Genomic DNA, 22,553 nt, shown 5'->3' with positions numbered 1-22,553 from the left:
AACAAACAAACAAATACCCCGACAAGTTGTTGGTGTGGTGTTGTTTGATATGTTGATAGGGTTACGGCGGTTATGGCGGAAGGGAAACGCCCGGTTACATTCCGAACCCGGAAGCTAAGCCTTCCAGCGCCGATGGTACTGCACTCGGGAGGGTGTGGGAGAGTAGGACACCGCCGGACATTCTTCGATTTGAGGGCCACCCCTGCTGGGGTGGCCCTCAAACGTATCTACCCCCCGGGAAATAGTTACTGCTGGTTCGGGGACGGGCTCTGCGCCGTCGAGCGGCGCCCTGGTCATGACCTCACGCAATGCCACGGGCCGGCGGGCCGAGCAACACAGCGTGGGTGTTCGAGCGTGGGTGTTAGGGGAGCCGGAGGAGAACCAGGGGCATGAGATCACGCAGGACGTCGTCACCCGGTGTCGCCAGCGGCTGAGGTCGAGCAGTTCCCTCAGCAGGACGGGCAGCGCCAGACCGTTGACCCGCGGCTGTTCTCCGCGCGTTCTCTCCGTCCTCGGCATGGGCGGACAGGCGCCGGGCCGAGGGTGAACCACTGCCCCTCGGCGGCGCGGTCATCGTCCGGTGTGTGCCGAGGTCAGGCGGGTTCCTTGGCGCAGATGAAGCGGGGCTCCGCGTCGTAGGTCCAGGTGAACTTCTCCCGCTTGACGACTTTGCCGTCCTTCTTGATGACGCGGAACGCGTCCTGGGTGAAGCCCTGGCTGCCGTTGGCCGGGATGCAGCTGGGCCCCGGCTCCAGATAGACGGTCTTCGGCGAGGTGATGTTGCGACGGGGGCCGTACTCGGTTTTGACGCTGTCCCAGATCTTCGTGCTCCAGATCGAGACGGTGATCGAGTTGGCGGTGTACGAGGTGTCGATCAGTACGCCGTACTCGGTGTTGTTGCGGAATTTGAAGTCGAGGTTCGGCCAGAAGATCGTGGACTCGATGACGGCCGGGTAGCGGCTGAAGTAGTACGAGTGCGGCTTGTGCTCGACGTCTTCCAGGCCCGCGTAGTAGGTCGCGTTGAACAGCGTGGTGGTGAACTGCGAGGTGCCACCGCCGACTCCGGGCACCAGTTTGCCGTCGAGGATCACCGGTGCGTCGCGGTAGCCCTGCGCGTAGCCGCGCTCCCCGGTGTGGCCGTTGAGCGAGAACGTGTCGCCGGGCAGGACCACGGTGCCGTCGACGTGCTTGGCGATGGTCACGATGTTCTGGCTACGTGGCGATGACAGGCCGCCGGTGAAGTACGTGGTGAAGGAGGAGACCTTCTCCTTGATCCCCAGACCGGAGATCTTCTCGGCGGTGACCTTCGGGGTGACCGGCTTGAGGTCGGCGGAGATCGTACGGTCGTCGGTGCGGGGTAGGACGGCCAGCAGGTCGTCGCGGAGCTTGCCGATGTCCACCTGCTTGCCGGCGCGCCCGTCGACCACCTTCGGTTTGCCGCCGGAGATGGTCATCGTGGCGTTCTTCGGCGCCACCTCGACCTTGTCGAGTCGGTCGCCGAGGGCCGACCTGAGCTTCTTGGCGTCCACGCTCGGGGTGAGCTTGCCGGCCTTGTCGGCCTTGAACTGGAGGCTCTTGGCGATCGCCTGTGGCGGGATGGTCACCGTGCCCCGGTCGGTGTTCAGCTTGACGGGTGCCGCGACCGCCGGCTTGGCCAGTTCCTCCACGAGGCGGTCTACCTCGTCGGCGGAGGTGACCGGGTGGTTCTCCACCAACGGCACGGTCACCGGCTGCCCGCTGAGCCAGCCCTCCTTGACCACCTGCGCCGAGTGTTCGGTGTCGAGGGCCAGGCTCGGCTTGGGGTGACGGGCCTTCGGGGTGGTGCCGGAGAAGGTGATCGCCGGCATGGTCATCTTCCGGCCCTGCTTGCCGACCAACTTCTGCAGCTCGGCTTCCAGCTTCGGCACGTCGACGGAGACCACCGGCTCGATCTCGCGGGAGCCGACCAACCGGTCCACGGCGTGCGCCTGGGCTGCCGCCGCGGCGGCCACGGTGGCGTCCACGTCGACAGTGAGCCCGACCTCGGCCGGGTTGATCTGGGCCGTGCGTTCGCCCACCCGTACCTCGATCGGGGCAGCCAGTTCGGCCGCGCGCCGGTCCAGCTGCGCCTGCAGCTCCCGCGCCGCGTCGGCCCGGCTGCGCCCGCCGAGTTCGGTGCCGAGCACGGTGGTGCCGCGCGGGACGTCACCGGCGTACGTCCAGGCGGCGACGACGCCCACCGACGCGAGCACGGCGGTGGCCACCCCGGTGGCGAGCAGGATCCGGACCCGGCGGGATCGCTTGGCGCTGCCCTGCGGCGGATCGACAGGTGTGGGGCGCTCCGGTTCCTCGACAGGCCAACTGACCGCTTTCACCTGGACCGTGGGCCGGTCGTCGTCAGCGGGCGGACGGTTCTCGCCGTACAGGGTCACAGCTACCTCTTCGGAAATGGCCGTGGGCGGAGTTGGGAACCTTCACCCCGGGAGCAACTACGGTAGCCAACGCGACGGGGTACGGGGGGTCTGAGTGTGCGGAGAGTCGCCATCGACACCGGTTTGAGGCGTTGGGGCAGCGGTACGGTCACGCTGTGTAGTTCGCGGGTGGCTCGGTCGGAAGACCAGCCAGGACATCGTCGCGGCGGTCACGGCGGCGGTGACCAGCGCGCAGGACAGCACCCCGGTGACGGTGCGTGGGGCGATGAGTGCAGCGCAGACGGTCAGGCCGACCGTGGCCATCCACAGCGGTGCGGCTGGCCAGCGCGCGCCGGTCGCCACCCGGTCGTTGACGAGCATGAACACCACTGCGTAGAGGGCGCCGGTGGCGGCGAAGATCGGCGCGGTGTCGGCCAGGTGAAGGTAGTCGGCGCCCCCGGCGAGCCGGAACGCCAACTCGCCGCCGATGGCGGCGGTCGCGACGAGGGCGGCGCCGCAGGTCGTGATCAACGCCAGCGCCACCAGGCGGGCGCGCCGGTCGCCCCGGGCCAGCCGGGGCAGGACCAGCAGGGTGACGACCTGAGGTGCCCACAGTGCGCCCTTGGTGAGTACCGAACCGACCGCGTACGCGCCGGAGTCGGCGGCGGGCAGCAGTTGGCGGGCGAGGATCAGATCGGCGTACGAGATGGCGAGCATCGCCAGCGTGGCGGCGCAGGCGGTGGTCACCTGCCGGGCACCCAGCCGGCGTGGCACCGGGTCGCCCGGTTCGGCGGACCTCGGCTGATCATCTCGTGACCCGGTCGGCACCGCACCGGGCGTGGCTGTCGCAGTGGTGGTGGGGGAGGCGAGGCGGGCCAGCAGTGGCAGGGCGAGCAGGCCGGTGACCGTGGTCAACAGCAGGCAGGTTGCCGGTCCTCGACCGAGCAGGAGGCCGACGACCAGCCCGCCGTAGCGGCCGGCGGCCAGTACGGCCATGGCGACGGCGAGCCGCAGGAAACGCTGGTCGCCCTGCAGTTCACCGAGCCACCGGCCGGCCATCACGGTGGCGAACGTGGTGGTGGCGAGCAGCAGCGTCAGCGGGGCCGGCAGCCGCAGGAGCACCGTCAACAACGGTGCCAGGGCCAGGGTGACGGCACCGGTGAGCGCGGCGGTGCGTAGCCCGAGTCGGCCGGCTCCGTCGCCACCTGAGCGGGCCCGGTGCGCGGCCACCGCGATCTGCAACCCGAACCCGGGCACCGCGGCGATCGCAGCCAGCGCGAGGACGGTGGCCAGCGCGCCCAGGTCGGCGGCGCTCAGCCGGCGGGCGCCCAGCACCGGTACGACGTACGCCAGCGCGTTTGTCACCAGCGTGGCGAGGGTGACGGCGGCACCGGCCGCGCCGAGCCGAACCCTGCTGGTGTCGCTGCCCGTCGTCTGTGTCATGCCACTCCGCGTCTGCCGGCCGCCCGCACGACCGGCCGGCTGATCCCGTCGGGAAGCGGCCCGACCGGCAAGACGGTACCGGCCGGTAGCCTTTCCGGACAGCCCCGCACCGACGGCCCCTGCCCAGCGCCGCGGAAAGGGTCTAGTGTGCTGCCCCATGGCGTCGACGAAGCTGGCCCCCGCAGCAACCTCCGGCCTGGCGGCAATGCTTCCCGAGCGGCTGCTCGGCGCAGCGATCCGCCGCGCCTATCCGCGGGTCGAGCCGGAACTGGCCCGGTTGGCGGAGTTCGTTCCGTCCGGCGGTACGGCGGTGGACGTGGGTGCCTGGTACGGCCCGTGGACGGCCCGGTTGCTGCGGCGGGCGGAGCGGGTGGTCGCGGTGGAGCCGACGGCGGCGCTGGCCGGACAGCTGCGTTCGGCCTTCCCCACGGTCGAGGTGGTCGAGGCGGCGGTCTCCGACCACGAGGGCTCCGCCACGCTGTACCTGCCCGCAGGGGGCGCGATCGTGGGCACCTCGTCGCTGGAGGATCCGACACAGGGCGAGCCGGTGCCGGTACGACGGATCACGCTCGACTCGCTGGGCCTGACCGACGTGCGGTTCGTCAAGCTCGACATCGAGGGGCACGAACTGCCGGCGCTGCGCGGCGCGGCGGAGACCGTCAAGCGGGACCGGCCGGTGCTGCTGATCGAGGTGGAGGAGCGGATCCAACCGGTCGAGCCGCTGCTGGACCTGCTCACCGGTTGGGGCTACCGCGGATATGTGCTGCCGGAGCGCGAATGGGTGCCGCTTGCCGACTTCGACCTCGGTGGACACCAGCGGGAGGCGATCGTACGGGTCGGGCAGAGCTTCGCCCGCCGGGTCGTCTGGCCCCGTCCCCGGTACGTCAACTCGGTGCTGTTCCGCCCCGAGTGACGTACGCCGCTACTCGGGTCTGGGTGCCGGGTCGCCGATCGCGATCTCGTTGGTGCAGAGCGACACCTCGCCGCTGGTCACGGTCAGCTCCACCGTGTCGCCGCCACCGGTGATGCGGAAGAACCGCTGGTTGAGACCCTTGCGGATCGGGAACTGGGCCACGCCGTCGCCGAGCCGCAGGGTTGCCGTGCCGTCGGCCGAGCTGAGGTAGCCGATGCGTACCACCCAGTGCCACTCGAAGCGTGGCTCGTTCAGCGGCATCCGTACGGTCTCTCCGGTGCCGACCCGGTAGCCGCAACCCTCCTGAGGGCCGGGCTGGATGATGCTGCCCACGATCGTGGCCACCTGGATGCGGCCCAGATCGTCGAGGACCGAGGCGTTGTCGGTCTCGTCGACAAAGGTGGGGCGGGTACCGAAGGCGCGGAAGAACCGGGACTGGAGGTTGTACGGCGAGGAGAGGCGGGGCACGACGTTGTCCGGCACCGGGGCGTCGAAGAAGACGGTGTCCGGTGGCGCGCTGGCCATCTCGATCCGCACGGTGTCGATGTACGACCGGCCGGATTTCGCCGCCCACTCGTCGCCGTACCGGGCGGTGGTCCAGACCGTGCCCAGGCCGACCGCGACCAAGAGGAGGACGAGGACGACGGTGACCGCCTCCCGGTAACGCTCCGGCACCGGACCGAGCAGTCCCGGCGTGGGCGGCTCGGTCGGGTTCGACGGTGGCACGTCGGCCGGGGGTGGTCCGGGAGCGGCCCGGCCGGGATGGGGTTCCGGGTCGACGGGGGCTTCCGCGTGGATGACACCGTGCCCGGAGACCAGCCGTGCCGGTTGGCCCGTCGCCGCAACAGCCGGCGTGGTCGACGCGATCACCGGCTGCGCCGGTGTCGTCGGCACAGTCAGGTCGGTCCTACGGGCCAGCCCGACCACGGCGACGCCCAGGCAGATCGCCGCGACCACGACGACGTCGCTGACGTACCGGGGGACGCCGCCGGCGACCCCGCTGAAGGCCGAGCCGAGCCGGGTCGCGGCAAGCATTCCCGCCACCATCAGCAGGTAGGCCGCGAGCAGCAGCCAGGCCCGGCCGGCCCGGCGACGCTGGCGTACGGTCGCCGCGACCACGGCGGCGACGATCGTCCAGCCCACCCAGGTGCCCAGTTGCGGCGGCGAGGCGACGGGCGCGCCGTCACCGGCCCCGAGCCACTGCCACGGGCCGCCCACCAGGCCGGGCATCACCGTCGACCCGAACATCTGGGTCAGGAAGGAGAAGACCTCGCCCACCGATTCCGGGCGACGCAGCGACGATTCCGAACGGCCCAGGTAGGCCGCCGCGAAACCGAGCGACAGTACGGTCAGCATCAGCCAGGACGGCCACCACCGACGGATCGTGGTCCAGATGGCCCGTACCGGACCACCGTCGGCGTAGCAGGCGGCGGTCAGCAGGAAGACCAGCGGCACGATCAGGATCGACTTCTCGAAGAAGAAGAGGCCGAGCAGCAGAGCCGACGCCAGGCTCACCAGGTGCCGCCGACGCCCGGTCTGCACGTAGCCGACCTGGGCGGAGACCGCGAGCACCATGGCGATCTGCATCGGCAGCATGTTGACGCCGACCGCCCACCAGGTGCTCGCCTCCAGGGTCAGCGGGCTGAACAGCAGCAGGCCGAGTGGCAGGAGCAGCAGCGCGGAGGGGCGGAGCATCCGCCGTAGCAGCCGGAAGAAGGTGATCCCGAGGATCGCCTGGCCGATCGCCATGAGCAGCACGTACGGCCAGTACGCCAGGCCGACGTATTCGGTGACCAGCCAGATGAGCAGCCGCCCGCCGGGCATGAGGTGGTTGTTGTAGAGCGCGAACAGATGCTCTACGGTCAGCCGGGACTCCGCCGCCTGGGTGATCAGCACGTAGTCGTCGGCCGCCAGGAAACCGCGGGACGCCACCTGGGCGCGCCACAACACACTGACCGCGATCATGACCAGCGCCGCCGTGGCGATCCGGTCGCCGCTCAGCCGGCCGCCTGGCCGCCCCGGTGCCGTCGACACGCCTGCCCCCGCTGATGCCATGGCGGGAAGACTGCCACACCACTGAACGCGTTCCCTATCAGGTCAACGGATGGTTCGACCGGTTGGCGACCCGGGCGGAGTCTGCCGGTTACAGTGGCCGCCACCGACGCGGCGGGTCGCCGCGTACCGGCGAGGTGAGGTCCACGGATGCGGGAACGGCTGCGGCAGGGCGGCCCGGCGGCCGAGCGTGGCCGTGCCGTCGGTCGCCTCGTGCCGCACCTGGTGGCTGCCGCCGTGACGGCAGTCGTGCTCGCGCCGTTGGCCCGGCCCGGCTACGTGCTGCGCTACGACATGGTCTTCGTGCCGAGGCAGGCGCTGAGCTGGGAGGTGATCGCCCCGGCCACGGCGCTGCCCCGGGCCGTACCGCAGGACGCGGTGGTGGCGTTGGCCAACCAACTGGTTCCGGGCTGGCTGCTGCAACGCCTGGTACTTGTGGCGATCCTGTACTTCGCCGCGCTGGGCGCCGCCCGGCTGGTGCCGACCCGGCGGACGGCCGTGCGGGTGGTCGCCGCCCTCGGGTACGCCTGGACGCCGTACCTGGCCGAGCGGCTGCTGATCGGCCAGTGGGGACTGTTGGTCGCGTACGCCGCGATGCCGTGGCTGGTGCGCGCGGCGATCGGGGTACGGGCGGGTGAGCGGGGTGCGCTGCGCCGGCTGCTGCTGGCGGCGGCGGTCTCGGCGATCACCCCGACCGGTGGCCTGCTCGCCCTGGTGGTCGTCGCCGTCCTGCTCGTCGGGCCGGGTACGGCCCGGTCGGCTTCGGTCGGGGTGGGCGTGACGTTGTTGCTGAACGCGCCGTGGCTGGTGGCCGGCTTCACCAGCGCCGGTGATGGGCGGTCCGATCCCGCCGGGGTGGCGGTCTTCGCCGCCCGGGCGGAGAACTGGGCCGGTCCCCTGGTGGCGCTCGCCGGTACCGGTGGCATCTGGAACGCACAGGCCACTCCGGCGTCGCGGTCCGGGTTGCTGGTGCCGGTGGCGACCGGGCTGCTGCTGGTGGTCGCCGCTGCTGGCGTACCGCTGCTGCGGCGTCGCTGGGCGGCCGGGGTGACCAACCGTCTCGGCCTGCTGGCGGTCGGGTCGTGGCTGGCGGCGGTGTTCGGCGTGCTGCCGGGTGCGGTGACGGTGCTGGGCTGGCTGGTCGCCAACGTGCCGGGCGCGGGTTTGCTGCGCGACGGGCAGAAGCTGCTTGTCCCCTACGCGTTGCTGCTGGCGGTCGCCGTAGCGTTGGGGGCGGAGCGGCTCGCCGGGTGGTTGACCGCCCGGTTCGACGCGGCGACCGGGCGGGTGTTGCTTGTCGGTGCGGCGTTGCTGCCGGTGGCCGTCCTGCCCGACCTGGCGTTCGGTGGGGTGGGTCGGCTGCGCCCGGTGGCGTGGCCGGCGGACTGGGCGGTGGTGGCCCGGCTGGTGCAGGAACGGCCGGGTGAGGTGATCTCGCTGCCGTTCCAGGAGTACCAGAGTTATTCGTGGAACGACGACCAGGTGGTGATCGATCCAGCGCCCCGGTATCTGGGCGTGCCGGTCCTGATCGACGACACGCTGCGCGTGGACGGTACGGCGGTGGCGGGCGAAGACCCGCAGGCCGCCCGAGTGCGGGACCTGCTCGACGCGGGGGAACCGGTGGCAACGGCCGGTCCTCGGTGGGTGCTTGTGCAGCGGGCGGCCGGCCCGCCGGTGGACCCGGCGACGTTGGACGGACTCCACCGGGTGTACGCGGGCGACGACCTGACCCTGTACGAGAATCCGCAATGGCGACCCGCGCCTGCCCCGGCCCGTCCCGGACCGGTTGGCCTGGCGCATCTCCTTGCCGCAACGGTGGTGCTGGCCATCGGTTTTTTGGACGCTGCGCGACGGAGCTACCGCGTGGTAGCGTCCCGGCACGCGAGTCCCGCGGAAGGAGAAGGTGGATGAGGAACCTGCCCGCGTTCGTCGCCGTCGGGGTACTCGGTGTCGTGCTCGGCATGCTCGGCAGCGTCGGTCTGGCGAACGTGCTCAGCCCGTCCGCCAAGGAGGCCGCGAACTCCAAGGTGAGTGAGCAGACCGAGGCCCCGCTGTACGGCACGCGCTGACCTCGAACGGCACAAGGCGCCCGCGTCGCGGGCGCCTTGTCGTCGTGTCCGATCAGCCGCGGGCGGTGGCCTGCGCCACGAGCTGGGCGAAGCGGGCACCGGTCGCGGTCCAGGTGAACTGGGCCGCGTGGGTCAGGGCAGCCTCACCCATCGCCTTGCGGCGTACGTCGTCGGCGAGCAGTTCGCGGACGACGGCGGTGAACTCCTGTTCGTCGTCGACGAGCAGGCCGGTCTCCGTGTCGACCATCGCCTCGGCGACCCCTCCGGCGTAGCGGAACGCCACGGTCGGGGTGCTGCACGCGGCGGCCTCCACGATGGTCAGTCCCCAGCCTTCCTTGAGCGACGGGGTGAGGGCGAGCCAGGCCGAGCAGAGCAGGGCGTGCTTCTCCTCCTCGCTGACGAAGCCGGTGAACCGCACCCGGTCGGTGATGCCGAGCGTCTCGGACAACTCGCGTAGCGGCTCCTCCCACCAGCCCTGCCCGGCCACCACCAGCTCCAGTTCCGGCAGTTCGTCGGCGAGTTCGGCGACCGTCCGCAGGGCGATCTCCACCCGCTTGTGCGGCACCAGCCGGCCGAGCACCAGCAGCGACGGATGGGGCGTACGCGGCAGGGACGGGCCGGTCACGGTGGGGGTGCCGTTCGGCACCACGTCGATCCGCTCGGCGTCCACGCCCAGCGTGGTCAACTCCGTCCGGCTGGCCTCGGAGACGGTGACGTACCGGCAGCGCCGGTAGAGCCGTACCGCCAGCCACGATTCGATCCACCAGCCCAGCCGGGACATCCACGGGCCGAACACCACAGGCCACTGCTCCCGATGCACGTGGTGCACCAGCGCGATGACCGGTCGGCCGACGTAGAGCGGGGCGAAGAACGGCACCCCGTTGCAGACGTCCACGACCAGGTCCGGCCGGCCCAGGCCACGCCGACTCAGCGGGCCGAACCCGAAGCGACCGGCCAGGCAGGTGAGCGCCGCGCGCAGGTAGACAGTCATCCGCGAGCCGTGACGCAGCACCCGTACGCCGGTTTCGGTGGTCTCGGCCGGGCCCGCGTTCTCGTGTGCGGCGCAGAGCAGAGTCACCCGGTTACCTGCTGTGACGAGTTCGGCGGCGATGCGTTCGATGTAGACCTCGGAGCCGCCGCCCTCGGGGTTGGTGGTGTCGCGCCAGTTGAGGAACAGGACGTGGCGGGAGGGGGTGTCGGAGTTGTCCACGCTGCTCCTACCGACGAGTAAGTGAGCACGATCGCGCCACCCTAGGGCGGTCCGACCCGGGTGCGCAATGGGCAGATCCGGCAGCGTGGGTCGGATGTCGGTTCGTCGATCAGGGGTTTGCCGAGCCGCACAAACCTTGGCAGGGTGTGCAGCGCAGCAGCGTGCGATGCTCGCCTGCCCGGCACGGCGAACCCGTCGCGACGCCGGTGACCTGCGATGGCGTGTCGTCCGCAGGGGTGACGAGGAGGTGAGGCGGCGGTGGAGGCCGACCGTCGCGCGCCCACGCGCGCCCTGTCCCACCGGTCGCCGGTGGTGCTGCTCAGTGCCGCCCTGGTGGTGCTGCTGGCCGGCTGGGCGGCGGTGGCCTACGTGCGTGCCGACCGTGGCACGCCGACCTGTGTCGAACAGGTGCGGCTGCGGGTGGCTGCCGCCCCGGTCATCGCGCCGGCTCTGGACCGGGTGGCGCGGGCCAACGCCGGCAACCAGCCGTGCGTCTCGGTCGAGGTGCAGGCCCGACCGTCGGCGGCGGTGGCCCGGGAACTCGCCGAGGGCGCTGACGTGGCCGACGCCTGGCTGCCGGAGTCCACGTTCTGGCTGCGGCGGGCCCGGGCCGCAGGTGCCTTCGAGGTTCCGGGCGCGGGCACCTCGGTGGCGAGCACCCCGGTGGTGCTGGCGGTGACCGAACGGGTCGCCCGCCGCTCCGGCTGGCCGGCCAAGCCGCTGACCTGGAAATCCCTGGTGGGCACCAAGGCGCGGCCGGTCCAGGTCGGGCTGCCCGACCCGGCGGCCGACCCGGCCGGGGCCGGTGCCCTGATCGGCGTACGGGTGCTGGCCGACGACAACAAGGACTCGGCGGCAACCGTGGCGGCGACCCTGCGTCGCCTGGCCACCCGCACCTTCAGCCCGGGCGAGCAGGCCAGCTCGCTGACGCCCGGCCGTGACCTGCCGGGCCGCGTCGACGTGGTCGCCGCGAGCGAGCAGGCGGTGCTCGAACACAACGCGTTGACCACGTCCGGCAAGTTGGTCGCCGCGTACCCGGAGATCGCCGTTCCCTGGCTCGATCTGCCGTACGTGGTGCTGCCCGCCGCGCAGGGGCGGGCCCGCGACGCCGCCGCGAGGCTCCTCACCGAACTGCTCACCGCCACCAGCCGGGACATCTTCGTCGGCCACGGCTTCCGGACCGCGTCGGGTTTCCCGCCGGCCATGCCGAGCGACGACCGGCTGCGGGCGGACGAACGCCGGCCGGTGCCACTACCCGCCGAGGAGACCGTCACCGATGTGCTGACCGGTTGGAGCGGCGTGCAGCGCAGTGCCCGGATCCTCACCCTGCTGGACGTCTCGGGTTCGATGGCCGCGCAGGTGCCCGGTGGGGGAACCCGGCTCGACGCCACGGTACGGGCCGCAGAGGAGGGCGCGGCGCTGCTGCTGGACAACAGCGAACTCGGTGTCTGGGCCTTCGCCACCAACCTCGACGGCGAACGCGACCATCAGGAGATCCTGCCGGTGGCTCCGCTGGGCGCTCAACGTGACCGGCTGGCCGAGGCGCTGGCGGCCGTCCGGGTCGAGCCGCAGGGCGGCACCGGGCTGTACGACAGCACGCTTGCCGCGTACCGCGACGCGCGGCGGAACTGGACTCCCGGGCGGATCAACCTGGTGCTGGTGATGACCGACGGCCGCAACGAGGACGACGACAGTATCGGCCGGGCCGCCCTGCTCGCCGAACTGAAGCGGTTGCAGGAACCACGCCGACCACTGCCGATCATCTTCATCGGGCTGGGCGGTGCGATCGACCCGGAGGAGTTGGAGGCGATCGCGAAGGTCACCGGCGGCCGGGTCTTCGTCACCGCACAGCCCAGCGGGATGCGCCGCATCTTCTTCTCCGCCCTGGCGGACCTGAGCTGCCTGCCACCGGAGTGCCGCCGATGAGCCGCCTGCTGGCATCGCCCCTGAGCCGGTTGTCGGCACGCGTACGCCGCTCACCCGGCACGGTGCTGTCGCTGCTGCTGCTCACCGCGATCGCCTTCGCGCAGCGGCCCGGTCAGGTCACCTTCGACACCAAGCTCGACCTGGCCGCCAACCCGATCCACTTCATGGCCCGCGCGCTGCACCTGTGGAACCCGGAGGCCACCTCCGGGGAGTTGCAGAACCAGGCGTACGGCTACCTGTTCCCGATGGGGCCGTTCTTCGCCGCCGGTCAACTGCTCGGCATCCCACAGTGGATCACCCAGCGGTTCTGGACGGCGCTGCTGCTGGCCGCCGCGTTCTACGGGCTGCTGCGACTGGCCCGGGCGATGAACATCGGCACCGAACCGACCCGGTACGCGGCGGCGCTCGGCTACGCGCTGGCCCCGCGCATCCTCACCGAGGTCGGCGCGCTCTCCTCGGAGACGCTCTCCGCCGCGATGCTGCCCTGGGTGTTGCTGCCGCTGGTGACCGTACGCCGGATCGGCTCGCCACGCCGGGCCGCCGCGCTCTCCGCGCTGGCCGTGCTCGGCATGGGCGGGATCAACGCGGCGGTGGTGCTGATGGCGTTGGTGCTGCCCGGCGTCTGGCTGCTGACCCGGCGCTGGGACGCCGAGCACCGGCGGCTGGTCGCCTGGTGGTGCGTCTGCGTGGTCGGGGTGTGCCTGTGGTGGATCGTGCCGCTGCTGCTGCTCGGCCAGTACAGCCTGCCCTTCCTCGACTACATCGAGTCGTCCACCACCACCACGGCGGTGGCCTCGCTGTTCCAGGCGGTACGCGGCACGAACCAGTGGGTCGCGTACATCGTGCAGGGCGAGCCGTGGTGGCCGGCCGGTTGGCTGCTGATCGACCACCCGGTGCTGATGGCCCTCACCGCGGTGGTCGCGCTGATCGGGTTGGCCGGGCTGGCCGGCAACCTGCTGCCGCAACGGCGGTTTCTGGTGGCCGGCTTCCTCGCCGGGCTGACCCTGCTCACCATCGGCTACGTCGGCGCGGTGGACAGCCCGCTCTCCGAAGTGGTCCGGGAGTTGCTCGACGGCCCACTCGCCCCGCTGCGTAACGTGCACAAGCTCGACCCGGTGCTGCGGCTGCCGCTGATGCTCGGCTTCGCGCACGGCGTCGACGCGGTGGCCACCCGGATGCACCACGCGCTGGCCCGACGCCGGCCCGGTGTGCGGCTGCGCCCGCTGGTCTTCGTACCGGTGCTGATGCTGGTGCTGGGTGCGGCCGCACCGGCCTGGCTGGGGCTGCTGCGGCCCGGCCCCGGCTGGGCGGACCTGCCGCCGCACTGGCGGTCGGCGGCGACCTGGCTGGCCGACCGGGACGCGCTGGCCCGCACGCTGATGGTGCCCGGTTCCGGCTTCGGGCAGTACGAGTGGGGACGTACGGTCGACGAGCCGTTGCAGGCCCTGGCCGGGGCGCCGTGGGCGGTCCGGCACCAGATTCCGCTCGGCTCGGCCGGTAACACCCGGATGATGGACACTGTCGAGGAGGTGCTGGCCACCGGTCGTGGCTCCACCGGGCTGGCCGACCTGCTCGCCCGCTCCGGATTCCGGCATCTGCTGCTGCGCAACGACATCGACCGGATCCAGGTGGACGCCCCACCGGTGGCGGTGCTGCGCCGGGCGCTGGCCGAGTCGCCCGGCATCACCCGCGTCGCCACCTTCGGCAGCACCGACGCCCTGACCCGGACCATCGGCAGCCCGGTCGACGAGGGGTTCGACACCCTGCCGGCGATCGAGGTGTACCAGGTCGACGCGCCGGTCCCGGCTGCCTCGGCGGTGCTCACCGCCGACGTACCGACGGTCAGCGGCGGCCCGGAATCCCTGCTGGCCCTGCTGGAACAGGGCGTGGTGGAACGGGACCGGCCGGTGGTGCTCGCCGGCGACCGGGACGGGACACCCGAGGCGACAGGCGAGTCGTGGATCGTCACCGACGGGCTGCGCCGCCGGGAACGCGACATCGGCCGGGTGCGGGACAACCTCTCCCAGACGTTGACCGCGAACGAGTCGGGACGGCAGGGCCGGGTCGCCCTCGACCTGCTGCCCTTCCCCGGCGAGCAGCATCAGACCACCGCGACCTACCAGGGCGTACGCGAGGTGTCGGCGTCCTCGGCGGTGAGTTTCGTGGACACGCTCGGCCCGGCCGACCCGTCCCGCCTGCCGTTCGCGGCCGTCGACGGCGACCCGCACACCGCCTGGCACTCGGCACCGTTGAGCGGGCCGGTCGGGCAGTGGCTCGAAGTCGACCTGGACACTCCTCGCCAGGTGGAGAACGTGCGACTGTCGTTCGTCACCGACCTGGCTGTGGGCTGGCCGGTGACCCGGTTCCGGCTGACCACCGACCGTGGTTCGGTGGATCACGAGGTGGCCCCGACGCTGGGCGGCCACACGTACTACACGCTGCCCGGACCGACCAGCCGGGTACGGGTGACCGTGCTGGCGGTGGCCGACGGACGGCTCGACGGTGCCGTTGGTATCCGCGAGTTGACCATCGCCGACACCGAGCCGCGTCGCGCGCTGCGCGCCCCCACCGACCTGCCGCAGGATCCGGCCGGGCCGGTGAGCTGGGTGTTCAGCCGGGGCCCGGCCGACCGTCCGGCGTGCCACCTCGCCCAGGCGTCGGAAGCCGACCGGATCGTCCCGGTCGGGTCGCCGGTGCGGGCGGCCGACACGGTGATCCGTTGCGACCGGTTCCTGGCCCGGGTCGGTGAAGAGCCGCTGGGGCTGGACCGGATCTTCCGCAACCCGGCCGCCGACACGTACCGGATGGCGTTGCGGGCGGTGGCCCGCCCGGGCGGCGATCTCAAGCTCTCCGGCCTGAAGGTGACGGCGAGCGCCTCGTCCCGGCTGGCCGGAGACCCGGCCGTGACGGCGTACGCGGCGATCGACGGTGATCCCGGCACGGCCTGGCTCGCCGACACCGGCGACCTGCGGCCCACCCTGCGGCTGAGCTGGTCGGGCCCGCGTCGGATCGACCAGCTGCGGTTGCGGGCCGCGCAACTGCCGGTCGGCTCGCTGCCCGACGAGGTCGAGATCCGCACACCCGGCCGCGAGGTGGTCGTACCGGTGGGCGCCGACGGGACGGTGCGCTTCCCGGCGGTACGCACCAACCGGATCGAGATCGTGGTGCGCTCGACCGAACTGCGGATCGCCGACCAGCGGGGCAACGGCTGGCCCGCGACCGCAGGCATTGCCGAGGTGGAGATCCCCGCTCTGGCGAAGCTGCTGGAGCCGGTCGACGCCGAGACCCGGGTCGTCGAGCGGTGCGGCGACGGACCGACCGTCGAGCTGGACGGCCACCGCTACGACACGTCGGTCGACGCCCGACTCGGCGACGTGCTGGCCGGCCGGCCGGTGCCGCTGCGGGTCTGCGGGCCGGGCGGTGCCGTGCTGGATCTGCCGGCCGGCGGGCACCGGCTGGGAACCTCGCCCTCGAAGGGCTTCCTCGTGCAGGACGCGAGCCTGCGACCGGTGGCGGACGCGACTTCCGGTGCGGCGGACGGTGCGACCGCACCCGGGGTGGATGGTGCGACCTCACCTGCGGTGGACGGTGCCGCCGCGCGTGCTGTCGACGCTGTCGACAAGCCTCGGCATCGGGCCGTGACAGTGCTGGACTGGGCACCGACGGACCGGACGGTCCGGGTCGACGGCGGGGAGTCGGCGCTGCTGGTGGTGCCGGAGAACGCCAACCCGGGCTGGACGGCCACGCTTGGCGGTACGCCGCTGACCCCGACCCGGGTGGACGGTTGGCAGCAGGCGTGGGTGCTACCGGCCGGTGTCGGCGGCGAGGTCAGGTTGATCTTCGCGCCGGACCGCGCCTATCGAGGTGCCCTGCTGGCCGGCGCGTTGACGGTCGTCGGGGTGCTGCTGCTGGCCACGTGGCCGGCGCGCCGCCGGCTGGACACCGTGCGTGTCGCGTCGGTCGACGCCGGGCGTGGTGCGTCGCTGGGCACCGGGCGTGGCGCGTCCGTGGATGGTGGCGGGGCCGCAGCTATCCCGGCGGAGGTGCCGGCCTGGCTGATCGGTGGGTTGCTGGTGGTGCTGCTCGCCGCGCTGGGCGGGGTGCTGCCGGTGGCGATCGTGCTGGCCGCGATGGTGTTGCGGCAACTGGCCGTGCGGGCCCTGCCGGTGGTGGTGCTCGGCGGCCTCACGGTGGCCACCGTGATCGCGGTGACCGGACGGGTGCAGGGGCACGGGCAGAGCTGGGCCTACGGCTCCTGGGTGCAGGCGGCGATGCTGGTCGCGGTCGGCGCGGTGGTCGCGGCGGTCATGCCCACACCCGGCGTACGGACCGAGCCGCCCGTCGCGCATGATGTGACGCCGGGCACATCCGGACAGCCGCCACGGGCGGCCGAGGGCGGGACCGAGGACGGGACGGTGACGCGGTGACGACAGCGGACGACCGGGCGCGGCGGGCGGCACGGCGTCGCTTCGCCACCCTGCGCCGGTCGGTGACCCTGTTCCGGGCATTCCTGGTCGAGCAGACCGACCCGGACCACTTCTACGGCCTGCTGGCCGCCGACTCGGTAACTCAGCTGCACGGCTACACGGAGTTGACCGGCCGGACCGTGCTGGACGTGGGCGGTGGGCCGGGGTACTTCGCCGCCGCCTTCCGCGCGGCCGGATCCCACTACGTCGGGCTCGACCCGGACGTGGGTGACTTCTCCGCAGCCGGGGAGTCCGTGGCGGGCATGCTGCGGGGCAGCGGCACGGCGCTGCCGGTACGCACCGGCAGCGTGGACATCGCGTTCTCGTCCAACGTGGTGGAACACGTCGCCGAGCCACCCCGGATGCTCGACGAGATGGTACGGGTCACCCGACCCGGCGGGCTGATCTTCGTGTCGTACACCCCGTGGTTCTCGCCCTGGGGTGGGCACGAGACCGCGCCCTGGCACTATCTCGGCGGCGACCGGGCCCGCCGCCGGTACGAACGCCGCACCGGACGGCCGCCGAAGAACCGGTTCCGGGAGACGCTCTTCCCGGTGTCGATCGCCGACACGCTGCGCTGGGCGCGGAGCAATGACCAAATCGATATGGTCGATGCGCTGCCCCGGTACCACCCGTGGTGGGCCCGCTGGGTGATCCGGGTTCCCTGGCTGCGGGAAGTGGTGGCCTGGAATTTCGTCCTGGTGTTGCGCCGTCGCGCGGAGCATCAGCCCGACACGGTGCAGAAATCAGAGCTGACCGGGGGTCGCGTCGCTATGTGACTAGGTAGTAACCTCGCGGCCATCCCACTGATTGACACCGACGAAATTCGCTCCTCTAGGGAGGAAACATGAAGCACCGCGCCGTGGGTGCCGTGCTGTTCGGCGGGGGCGTCCTGCTCCTGGCGTTGGCCGCCGGACTGGTGTTCGTCGTCAAGCCGGCGATGACCAAACTGCCCTACGACCTGGATCCCTCGACCTCGGTCGCCGAGGCCAAGGGCGCGACTTTTCTCCAGATCACCAACGGCGCGGTCGACATCGACCAGGCTGACCTGAAGTCCACCATCCTGGTCACTCCGGAACGCGACAAGACCGCAGCGCTCAGCGGTGACCTCGCCGGCGACACCGTGGTGTGGCGGGTCGGCCAGACCGTCGACCGGACCGACACCAAGGAACTGGTCAGCGCGTACGGCGCGGAACTGGCCCTGGACCGGGTCTCCGGAGCGGCCGTGGAGTGGAACGACCAGTTCCTCGACGACAGCGGCACCCCGGAGAAGGTCTCGTTCGCCGGGCAGGTCTACAAGTTCCCGTTCAACGCGGAGCAGAGCAACTACGAGGTCTTCGACCGGGACCTGCGGCAGACCCGGATGGCCGAGTTCAAGGGCACCGAGGAGATCGAGGGCCTGGAGACGTACCGGTACGAGCAGGTCATCACCGACGAGAAGCTGCCGCTGCCCGCCGAGCGGATCGCCCTGCTGCTCGGCGCGCTCGTCCCGGGTGCGACCGCCGGCGACATCGTCTACAGCAACACCCGTACGGTCTGGGTCGACCCGGTGACCGGCTCCTACATCAAGGTGCGGGAGCAGCAGAAGAAGGTGCTGACGCCCAACACGGGCGCACCGGTGACGCTGCTGGACGCGGACTTCGTGTACAACGACGAGACCGTGACGGCCTCCGCCGACCGGGCCAAGTCGAGCCGGGGTCAGCTGGCGATCCTGGGTGTGTGGGCGCCGCTCGCCCTGGTCGTGCTGGGCCTGGCGCTGATCGTCGCCGCGCTGCTGTTCTCCCGTCGGCCCGCCCCGGCGGCCGTGGGCACCCACCGGGCCGGGGCGGACCCGGCGCCGACCCGCGTGGACCAGCCGGCGGTACGTGACGACGACCGCGCGGCCGGTCCGCTTACCGACGAGATCCCGCCGGCGTCGACCAACTGGCGCTCCGAGGAACCCACCGTGCCGCTCCAGCGCGGAACGCAGGGCGAGGCGGAGAAGCGCTGACCCGCTGAACACGTCGACGTTGAAGGGGTGGACCCACGCGGGTCCACCCCTTCAGCGTGTGCGGACTCAGAGACGGGCCAGCGCCCGACGCAGCGGGTCGAGCCCGAGCGCACCCAGGTCGAGCGCCTGCCGGTGGAACTCACGCAGGTCGAAGTCGGCGCCCTTGCGGGTCTTCGCGTCGTCGCGGGCCTGCAACCAGATCCGCTCGCCCACCTTGTACGACGGTGCCTGCCCCGGCCAGCCCAGGTAGCGGTTCAACTCGAACCGCAGCATCTCGTCCGGCACCCGGCAGTGCTCCCGCAGGAACTCCCAGCCCAGCTCGGGCGTCCAGCGTTCCCCCGGGTGGAAGTCGAACGGATTGTCCTTCGGGATCTCCAACTCCAGGTGCATGCCGATGTCGACGATCACCCGCGCCGCCCGGAACGCCTGGCCGTCCAACATGCCCAGCTTGTCACCCGGATCCTCCAGGTAGCCCAGCTCGTCCATCAGCCGTTCGGCGTACAACGCCCAGCCCTCGCCGTGCCCGGAGACCCAGCAGAGCAGCCGCTGCCAGCGGTTGAGCATCTCGGCGCGGACGGCGGTCTGCCCGATCTGAAGGTGGTGGCCGGGGACGCCCTCGTGGTAGACGGTGGTCACCTCACGCCAGGTGGAGAAGTCCGTGATCCCCTGCGGTACCGCCCACCACATCCGCCCCGGCCGGGCGAAGTCCTCGCTGGGGCCGGTGTAGTAGACGGAACCGTCGCTGGTCGGCGCGATCATGCACTCGATCCGGCGTACCTGCTCGGGGATGTCGAAGTGGGTGCCGTGCAGCTCGCTGATCGCCTGGTCGGCGAGCTGCTGCATCCAGTCCCGGAACGCTTCCTTGCCCTGGATGGTGCGGGTCGGATCGGCGTCCAGCGCGGCCACCGCCTCGTCGATGGTGGCACCGGGGGTGAGGATCTGCCCGGCCACCGTACGCATGTCGGCCTCCAGGCGGGCCAACTCGGCGAACCCCCAGGCGTACGTCTCGTCGAGGTCGATCCGGGCACCGAGGAAGTACTGCGAGGCCAGCTCGTACCGCTCCCGCCCGGCAGCCTGCTTCTGCCGCCCGTGCGGAGCCAGCTCGGTGCGCAGGAACTGCCCGAACTCGGCGATCGCCGCGGTGGCTGCCGCCGCCCCCCGACGCAGGTCGGCGTCGAGGGCGCCCTCGGCACCCAACCGCTCGACCAGCCCGTGGAAGACGTTGTCGCCCTGCGGGTCGACCCAGGCGTCGCACTGCTCGGCCACCTTGAGCAGCTGAGCCTGCGAGCTGACGTGGCCCTTCGCGGCCGCCTCGCGCAGCGTGGTCTTGTAGCCCTCCATCGCACCGGCGAAGAGGCTCAACCGGGCGGCGATGTTGGCCTGCGCCTCGGCACCCTCGGTCGGCATCAGATCGAAGATCATTCGACTGTGGTGCAACCCGCTGGTGATGACGCTGACCTCGCTGGTCGTCTCCCCGGTGTCGTAGCGGGCGAGGTCGAGACCCAGCCGCTCCTGCATCGCCTCCCGGGCGATGCGCTCGGCCTCCGTGTCCGGCTCGGTGGCGTCGAGGTCGGCCAGGGTGCGGCGGGTCAGGTCGGCCTGGGCGGCGTACCCGTCCGGCGACAGGTCGTCCAGTTGGTCGTCATAACCGGAAATGCCGACGTAGGTGGCGCCGGTCGGGCTCAGCGCGGCCCACTCGGCGACGTAGCGGTTGGCGATGTCGTCGATTCGTCCCACGCACGCGACCCTACGCGAGACGGCCGGACAGAGGTTGCCGTCTTTCCGGCCCTTCCGCACCGGCGTGGCGACCCGCCGGCGGCAGTGGGGTGCCCGGTTCCTGTGGTGCGCGACACGGCGGCGGAAATCCGCAGGACAATGTCGTTCCCCAGGGGCAGAGTGTCAGGGGTGACCATGGATCTCACCCCTGACAAGCTGGCCTTGCGGAGCTGGCTGCCCGGATTCGTCGCACTCGCCGCCATCTGGGGCTCCAGCTTCCTGTTCATCAAGGTCGGTGTGGCCGAACTGCACCCCCTGCACCTCACCCTCTACCGGGTCGGCGCCGGTGCGTTGACCCTGTTGGTGGTGCTCGCTCTGCTGCGGGACCGACTGCCCCGGGACCCGCGCGTGTGGGGCCACCTCTGCGTGATCGCCGCCTTCGGGGTGGCGGTGCCGTTCAGCCTGTTCGGCTACGGCGAGCAGCGGATCGAGTCGTTGCTCGCGGGCATCTGGAACGCCACCACCCCGCTGGTGGTGCTGCCGATGGCGGTGCTGGTGTTCCGTACCGAGCGGTTGACCGTCCGCAAGGCTGTCGGGTTGGCGCTCGGCTTCGCCGGTGTGCTGGTGGTGCTCGGCGTCTGGCAGGGCGTCGGCGGTGCCCACCTGGTGGGTCAGCTGATGTGCTTCGCGGCGGCGGCCTGCTACGGCCTCGCCATTCCGTACCAGAAGAAGTTCGTCGCGGGCAGCGAGCTGTCCGGACTGTCGCTGTCGACTGCGCAGCTGGTGCTCGCCACGGCCCAGCTCGCCATCGTGGCGCCGCTGGTGGCCGGCGCGCCGCCGGTACCGACCAGCCTGTCGCCGAGCGTGGTCGCCTCCGTGCTGGTGCTGGGCGCGATCGGTACCGGACTGGCCTTCGTCATCAACCTGCGCAACATCCGGATCGTGGGCGCCACCACGGCCGCCATGGTGACCTACCTGATCCCGGTCTTCGCCATCGTGATCGGTGCGCTCGTGCTCGACGAGCGGCTCACCTGGCACCAGCCGGTCGGCGCGCTGATCGTGTTGCTCGGCGTGGCCGTGTCGCAGGGACTGATCGGCCGCCGCCGGGCGGGCACCGCGCGACCTTCCGACCCAGTGCGCGCCGGGACGACGCCGGCTGGGGTGCCTTCTGCGGTTTCGGCGGAATGGCGGTGACGCGGCACCACGGATACCGCTATTACGGCGATATGGAGTGGATCAAGCACTGAGGCCGAGGGCAGGTGGTCAGGGGGTTGTCCAGGCGGTCAGGTCGGTGGCGGTCCAGGTGTTGATGACCCGGTCGGCGGGGACGCCGCAGCGGGCTGCCCGTTCGCAGCCGAAGCGCTGCCAGTCGAGCTGGCCGGGGGCGTGCGCGTCGGTGTCGATGGCGAAGAGGCAGCCGGCCTCCAGTGCGCGGCGGATCAACCGCTTGGGCGGGTCCTGACGCTCCGGTCGTGAGTTGATCTCCACGGCGGTGCGGTTTTCGACGCAGGCGGCGAAGACCGCGTCGGCGTCGAAGTCGCTCTCGGGGCGGGTCCGGGCGCGGTGTCCGCGGTCGCCCGGACCGGTCACTCCGGCCGGGCGGGACGACACCATCCGGCCGGTACAGTGCCCGAGGATGTCCAGGTGCGGGTTGGCGACGGCGGTCAGCATCCGCCGGGTCATCTTGGCCCGGTCGTCGTTGAGGCCACTGTGCACGGAGCCGACCACCACGTCCAGGCGGGCGAGCAACTCCTCCTCCTGGTCGAGGGAGCCGTCGGCGAGGATGTCCACCTCGATGCCGGTGAGGATCCGGAATCCCTCAGGCAGCGCCTCGTTGAGCTGTGCCACGTGGTCGAGTTGCCGGCGCAGCCGGTCCGCGGTCAGGCCGCGCGCCACCTTGAGCCGGGGCGAGTGGTCGGTCAGCACCAGGTATTCGTGGCCCAGCTCGACCGCGGCCAGCGCCATCTCCTCGATCGGCGAGCCGCCGTCGGACCAGTCGGAGTGGGTGTGGCAGTCGCCGCGCAGCGCGGCACGCAGCCGGCTCGCCTCGGCGTCCAGGTCGGTGCCCTCGGTGGCGAGCAGTCGCCGCAGGTAGACCGGCTCCTCGCCGGCCAGCGACTCGGCCACGCAGCGGGCCGTCACGTCACCGACGCCGGCCAACTCGGTGAGCTTGCCGGCCCGGGCACGCTGCGCCACCTCTGCCGCCGGCAGCGCGGCCAGGGCGCTCGCGGCGGACCGGAAGGCCCGGACCCGGTAGGTGGCCTCGTTCGCCCGCTCCAGCAGGAAGGCGATCCGACGCAGGTCGGCGATGGGATCACGGGTCATGGTCTGCAAACTACGCGCCCGCGCCGCCGGTCGGGAGACGACCGGCGGCGCGG

At 71.7% G+C, this 22,553-nt stretch carries 14 protein-coding genes and 1 rRNA gene; 9 read left to right on the top strand and 6 right to left on the bottom strand.

The genetic code is table 11. The features are described from left to right. The first annotated feature begins 62 nt into the window (after positions 1-62). Positions 63-179 (top strand): 5S ribosomal RNA (rrf, locus tag VAB18032_RS28480). Positions 180-593: 414 nt separating this feature from the next. On the opposite strand, the gene VAB18032_RS28475 is transcribed toward rrf, so the two are convergent. Both VAB18032_RS28475 and VAB18032_RS28470 read right to left on the bottom strand, forming a co-directional pair. Next, positions 594-2,411: a VanW family protein gene (locus VAB18032_RS28475; RefSeq protein ID WP_013736406.1), complete on the bottom strand. Its 1,818-nt coding sequence runs from the start codon at positions 2,409-2,411 to the stop codon at positions 594-596. Positions 2,412-2,468: 57 nt separating this feature from the next. Continuing rightward, positions 2,469-3,833, bottom strand: a complete 1,365-nt coding sequence (locus tag VAB18032_RS28470; protein WP_013736405.1) for a polysaccharide biosynthesis protein — start codon at positions 3,831-3,833, stop codon at positions 2,469-2,471. Between the two features lie 157 nt (positions 3,834-3,990). Here VAB18032_RS28470 and VAB18032_RS28465 point away from each other — a divergent pair, with 157 nt between their 5' ends. After that, positions 3,991-4,746, top strand: coding sequence for an FkbM family methyltransferase (locus tag VAB18032_RS28465; RefSeq protein WP_013736404.1), 756 nt, complete (start codon positions 3,991-3,993; stop codon positions 4,744-4,746). A gap of 9 nt (positions 4,747-4,755) precedes the next feature. Here the strand turns inward: VAB18032_RS28465 and VAB18032_RS28460 are convergent, their stop codons facing one another. After that, entirely contained in the window at positions 4,756-6,801 is a 2,046-nt protein-coding gene (locus tag VAB18032_RS28460) for a hypothetical protein (RefSeq protein WP_043722274.1), read from the bottom strand. A gap of 147 nt (positions 6,802-6,948) precedes the next feature. Between VAB18032_RS28460 and VAB18032_RS28455 the strand changes: the two genes are divergently transcribed. Then, a complete protein-coding gene (locus VAB18032_RS28455; RefSeq protein ID WP_013736402.1) occupies positions 6,949-8,709 on the top strand; it encodes an MmpA family trehalose lipid delivery protein in 1,761 nt (586 codons plus the stop codon). Then, on the top strand, positions 8,706-8,867 hold the full coding sequence (locus VAB18032_RS32195) for a hypothetical protein (protein WP_013736401.1): 162 nt from the start codon (positions 8,706-8,708) through the stop codon (positions 8,865-8,867). The genes VAB18032_RS28455 and VAB18032_RS32195 overlap by 4 nt, the downstream gene beginning before the upstream one ends. 52 nt (positions 8,868-8,919) lie before the next feature. Here the strand turns inward: VAB18032_RS32195 and VAB18032_RS28450 are convergent, their stop codons facing one another. After that, a complete protein-coding gene (locus tag VAB18032_RS28450; protein ID WP_013736400.1) occupies positions 8,920-10,077 on the bottom strand; it encodes a glycosyltransferase family 4 protein in 1,158 nt (385 codons plus the stop codon). A 258-nt stretch (positions 10,078-10,335) separates the two neighbouring features. Between VAB18032_RS28450 and VAB18032_RS28445 the strand changes: the two genes are divergently transcribed. The 4 genes from VAB18032_RS28445 (at position 10,336) to pgfA (ending at position 18,459) form a co-directional block, all read left to right on the top strand. Next, complete coding sequence (locus tag VAB18032_RS28445) at positions 10,336-12,003, top strand: substrate-binding domain-containing protein (protein ID WP_013736399.1); 1,668 nt, start codon at positions 10,336-10,338, stop codon at positions 12,001-12,003. Continuing rightward, the gene (locus VAB18032_RS28440) at positions 12,000-16,430 is read left to right on the top strand and encodes an alpha-(1->3)-arabinofuranosyltransferase (protein WP_043725988.1); all 4,431 of its coding nucleotides are present in this window, start codon (positions 12,000-12,002) and stop codon (positions 16,428-16,430) included. Before VAB18032_RS28445 ends, VAB18032_RS28440 begins: the two co-directional genes overlap by 4 nt. Then, positions 16,427-17,248, top strand: coding sequence for a class I SAM-dependent methyltransferase (locus VAB18032_RS28435; RefSeq protein WP_013736397.1), 822 nt, complete (start codon positions 16,427-16,429; stop codon positions 17,246-17,248). The genes VAB18032_RS28440 and VAB18032_RS28435 overlap by 4 nt, the downstream gene beginning before the upstream one ends. Positions 17,249-17,316: 68 nt before the next feature. Further along, positions 17,317-18,459 (top strand): cell envelope lipid trafficking protein PgfA, encoded by a 1,143-nt coding sequence (gene pgfA / locus VAB18032_RS28430; RefSeq protein ID WP_013736396.1) that lies wholly within the window; start codon positions 17,317-17,319, stop codon positions 18,457-18,459. Between the two features lie 66 nt (positions 18,460-18,525). Here the strand turns inward: pgfA and VAB18032_RS28425 are convergent, their stop codons facing one another. Next, positions 18,526-20,196: a DUF885 domain-containing protein gene (locus tag VAB18032_RS28425; protein WP_013736395.1), complete on the bottom strand. Its 1,671-nt coding sequence runs from the start codon at positions 20,194-20,196 to the stop codon at positions 18,526-18,528. Between the two features lie 168 nt (positions 20,197-20,364). Here VAB18032_RS28425 and VAB18032_RS28420 point away from each other — a divergent pair, with 168 nt between their 5' ends. Next, on the top strand, positions 20,365-21,369 hold the full coding sequence (locus tag VAB18032_RS28420; protein WP_415878010.1) for a DMT family transporter: 1,005 nt from the start codon (positions 20,365-20,367) through the stop codon (positions 21,367-21,369). 69 nt (positions 21,370-21,438) lie between these two features. On the opposite strand, the gene VAB18032_RS28415 is transcribed toward VAB18032_RS28420, so the two are convergent. Further along, positions 21,439-22,500 (bottom strand): PHP domain-containing protein, encoded by a 1,062-nt coding sequence (locus tag VAB18032_RS28415; protein ID WP_013736393.1) that lies wholly within the window; start codon positions 22,498-22,500, stop codon positions 21,439-21,441. Between the last annotated feature and the right edge of the window lie 53 nt (positions 22,501-22,553).

Origin of the sequence: Micromonospora maris AB-18-032 (assembly GCF_000204155.1) — a bacterium.
Lineage (GTDB): Bacteria > Actinomycetota > Actinomycetes > Mycobacteriales > Micromonosporaceae > Micromonospora > Micromonospora gifhornensis.
Note: the sequence above shows the minus strand (reverse complement) of the source record. Positions and strands in the feature narration are given on the sequence as shown.

Bases quoted from the DNA above. Each gene is read 5' to 3' on its own strand.
- VAB18032_RS28460 (WP_043722274.1), bottom strand. From the start codon at position 6,801: ATGGCATCAGCGGGGGCAGGCGTGTCGACGGCACCGGGGCGGCCAGGC.
- VAB18032_RS28440 (WP_043725988.1), top strand. From the start codon at position 12,000: ATGAGCCGCCTGCTGGCATCGCCCCTGAGCCGGTTGTCGGCACGCGTA.
- pgfA (WP_013736396.1), top strand. From the start codon at position 17,317: ATGAAGCACCGCGCCGTGGGTGCCGTGCTGTTCGGCGGGGGCGTCCTG.
- VAB18032_RS32195 (WP_013736401.1), top strand. From the start codon at position 8,706: ATGAGGAACCTGCCCGCGTTCGTCGCCGTCGGGGTACTCGGTGTCGTG.
- VAB18032_RS28465 (WP_013736404.1), top strand. From the start codon at position 3,991: ATGGCGTCGACGAAGCTGGCCCCCGCAGCAACCTCCGGCCTGGCGGCA.
- VAB18032_RS28455 (WP_013736402.1), top strand. From the start codon at position 6,949: ATGCGGGAACGGCTGCGGCAGGGCGGCCCGGCGGCCGAGCGTGGCCGT.
- VAB18032_RS28415 (WP_013736393.1), bottom strand. From the start codon at position 22,500: ATGACCCGTGATCCCATCGCCGACCTGCGTCGGATCGCCTTCCTGCTG.
- VAB18032_RS28470 (WP_013736405.1), bottom strand. From the start codon at position 3,833: ATGACACAGACGACGGGCAGCGACACCAGCAGGGTTCGGCTCGGCGCG.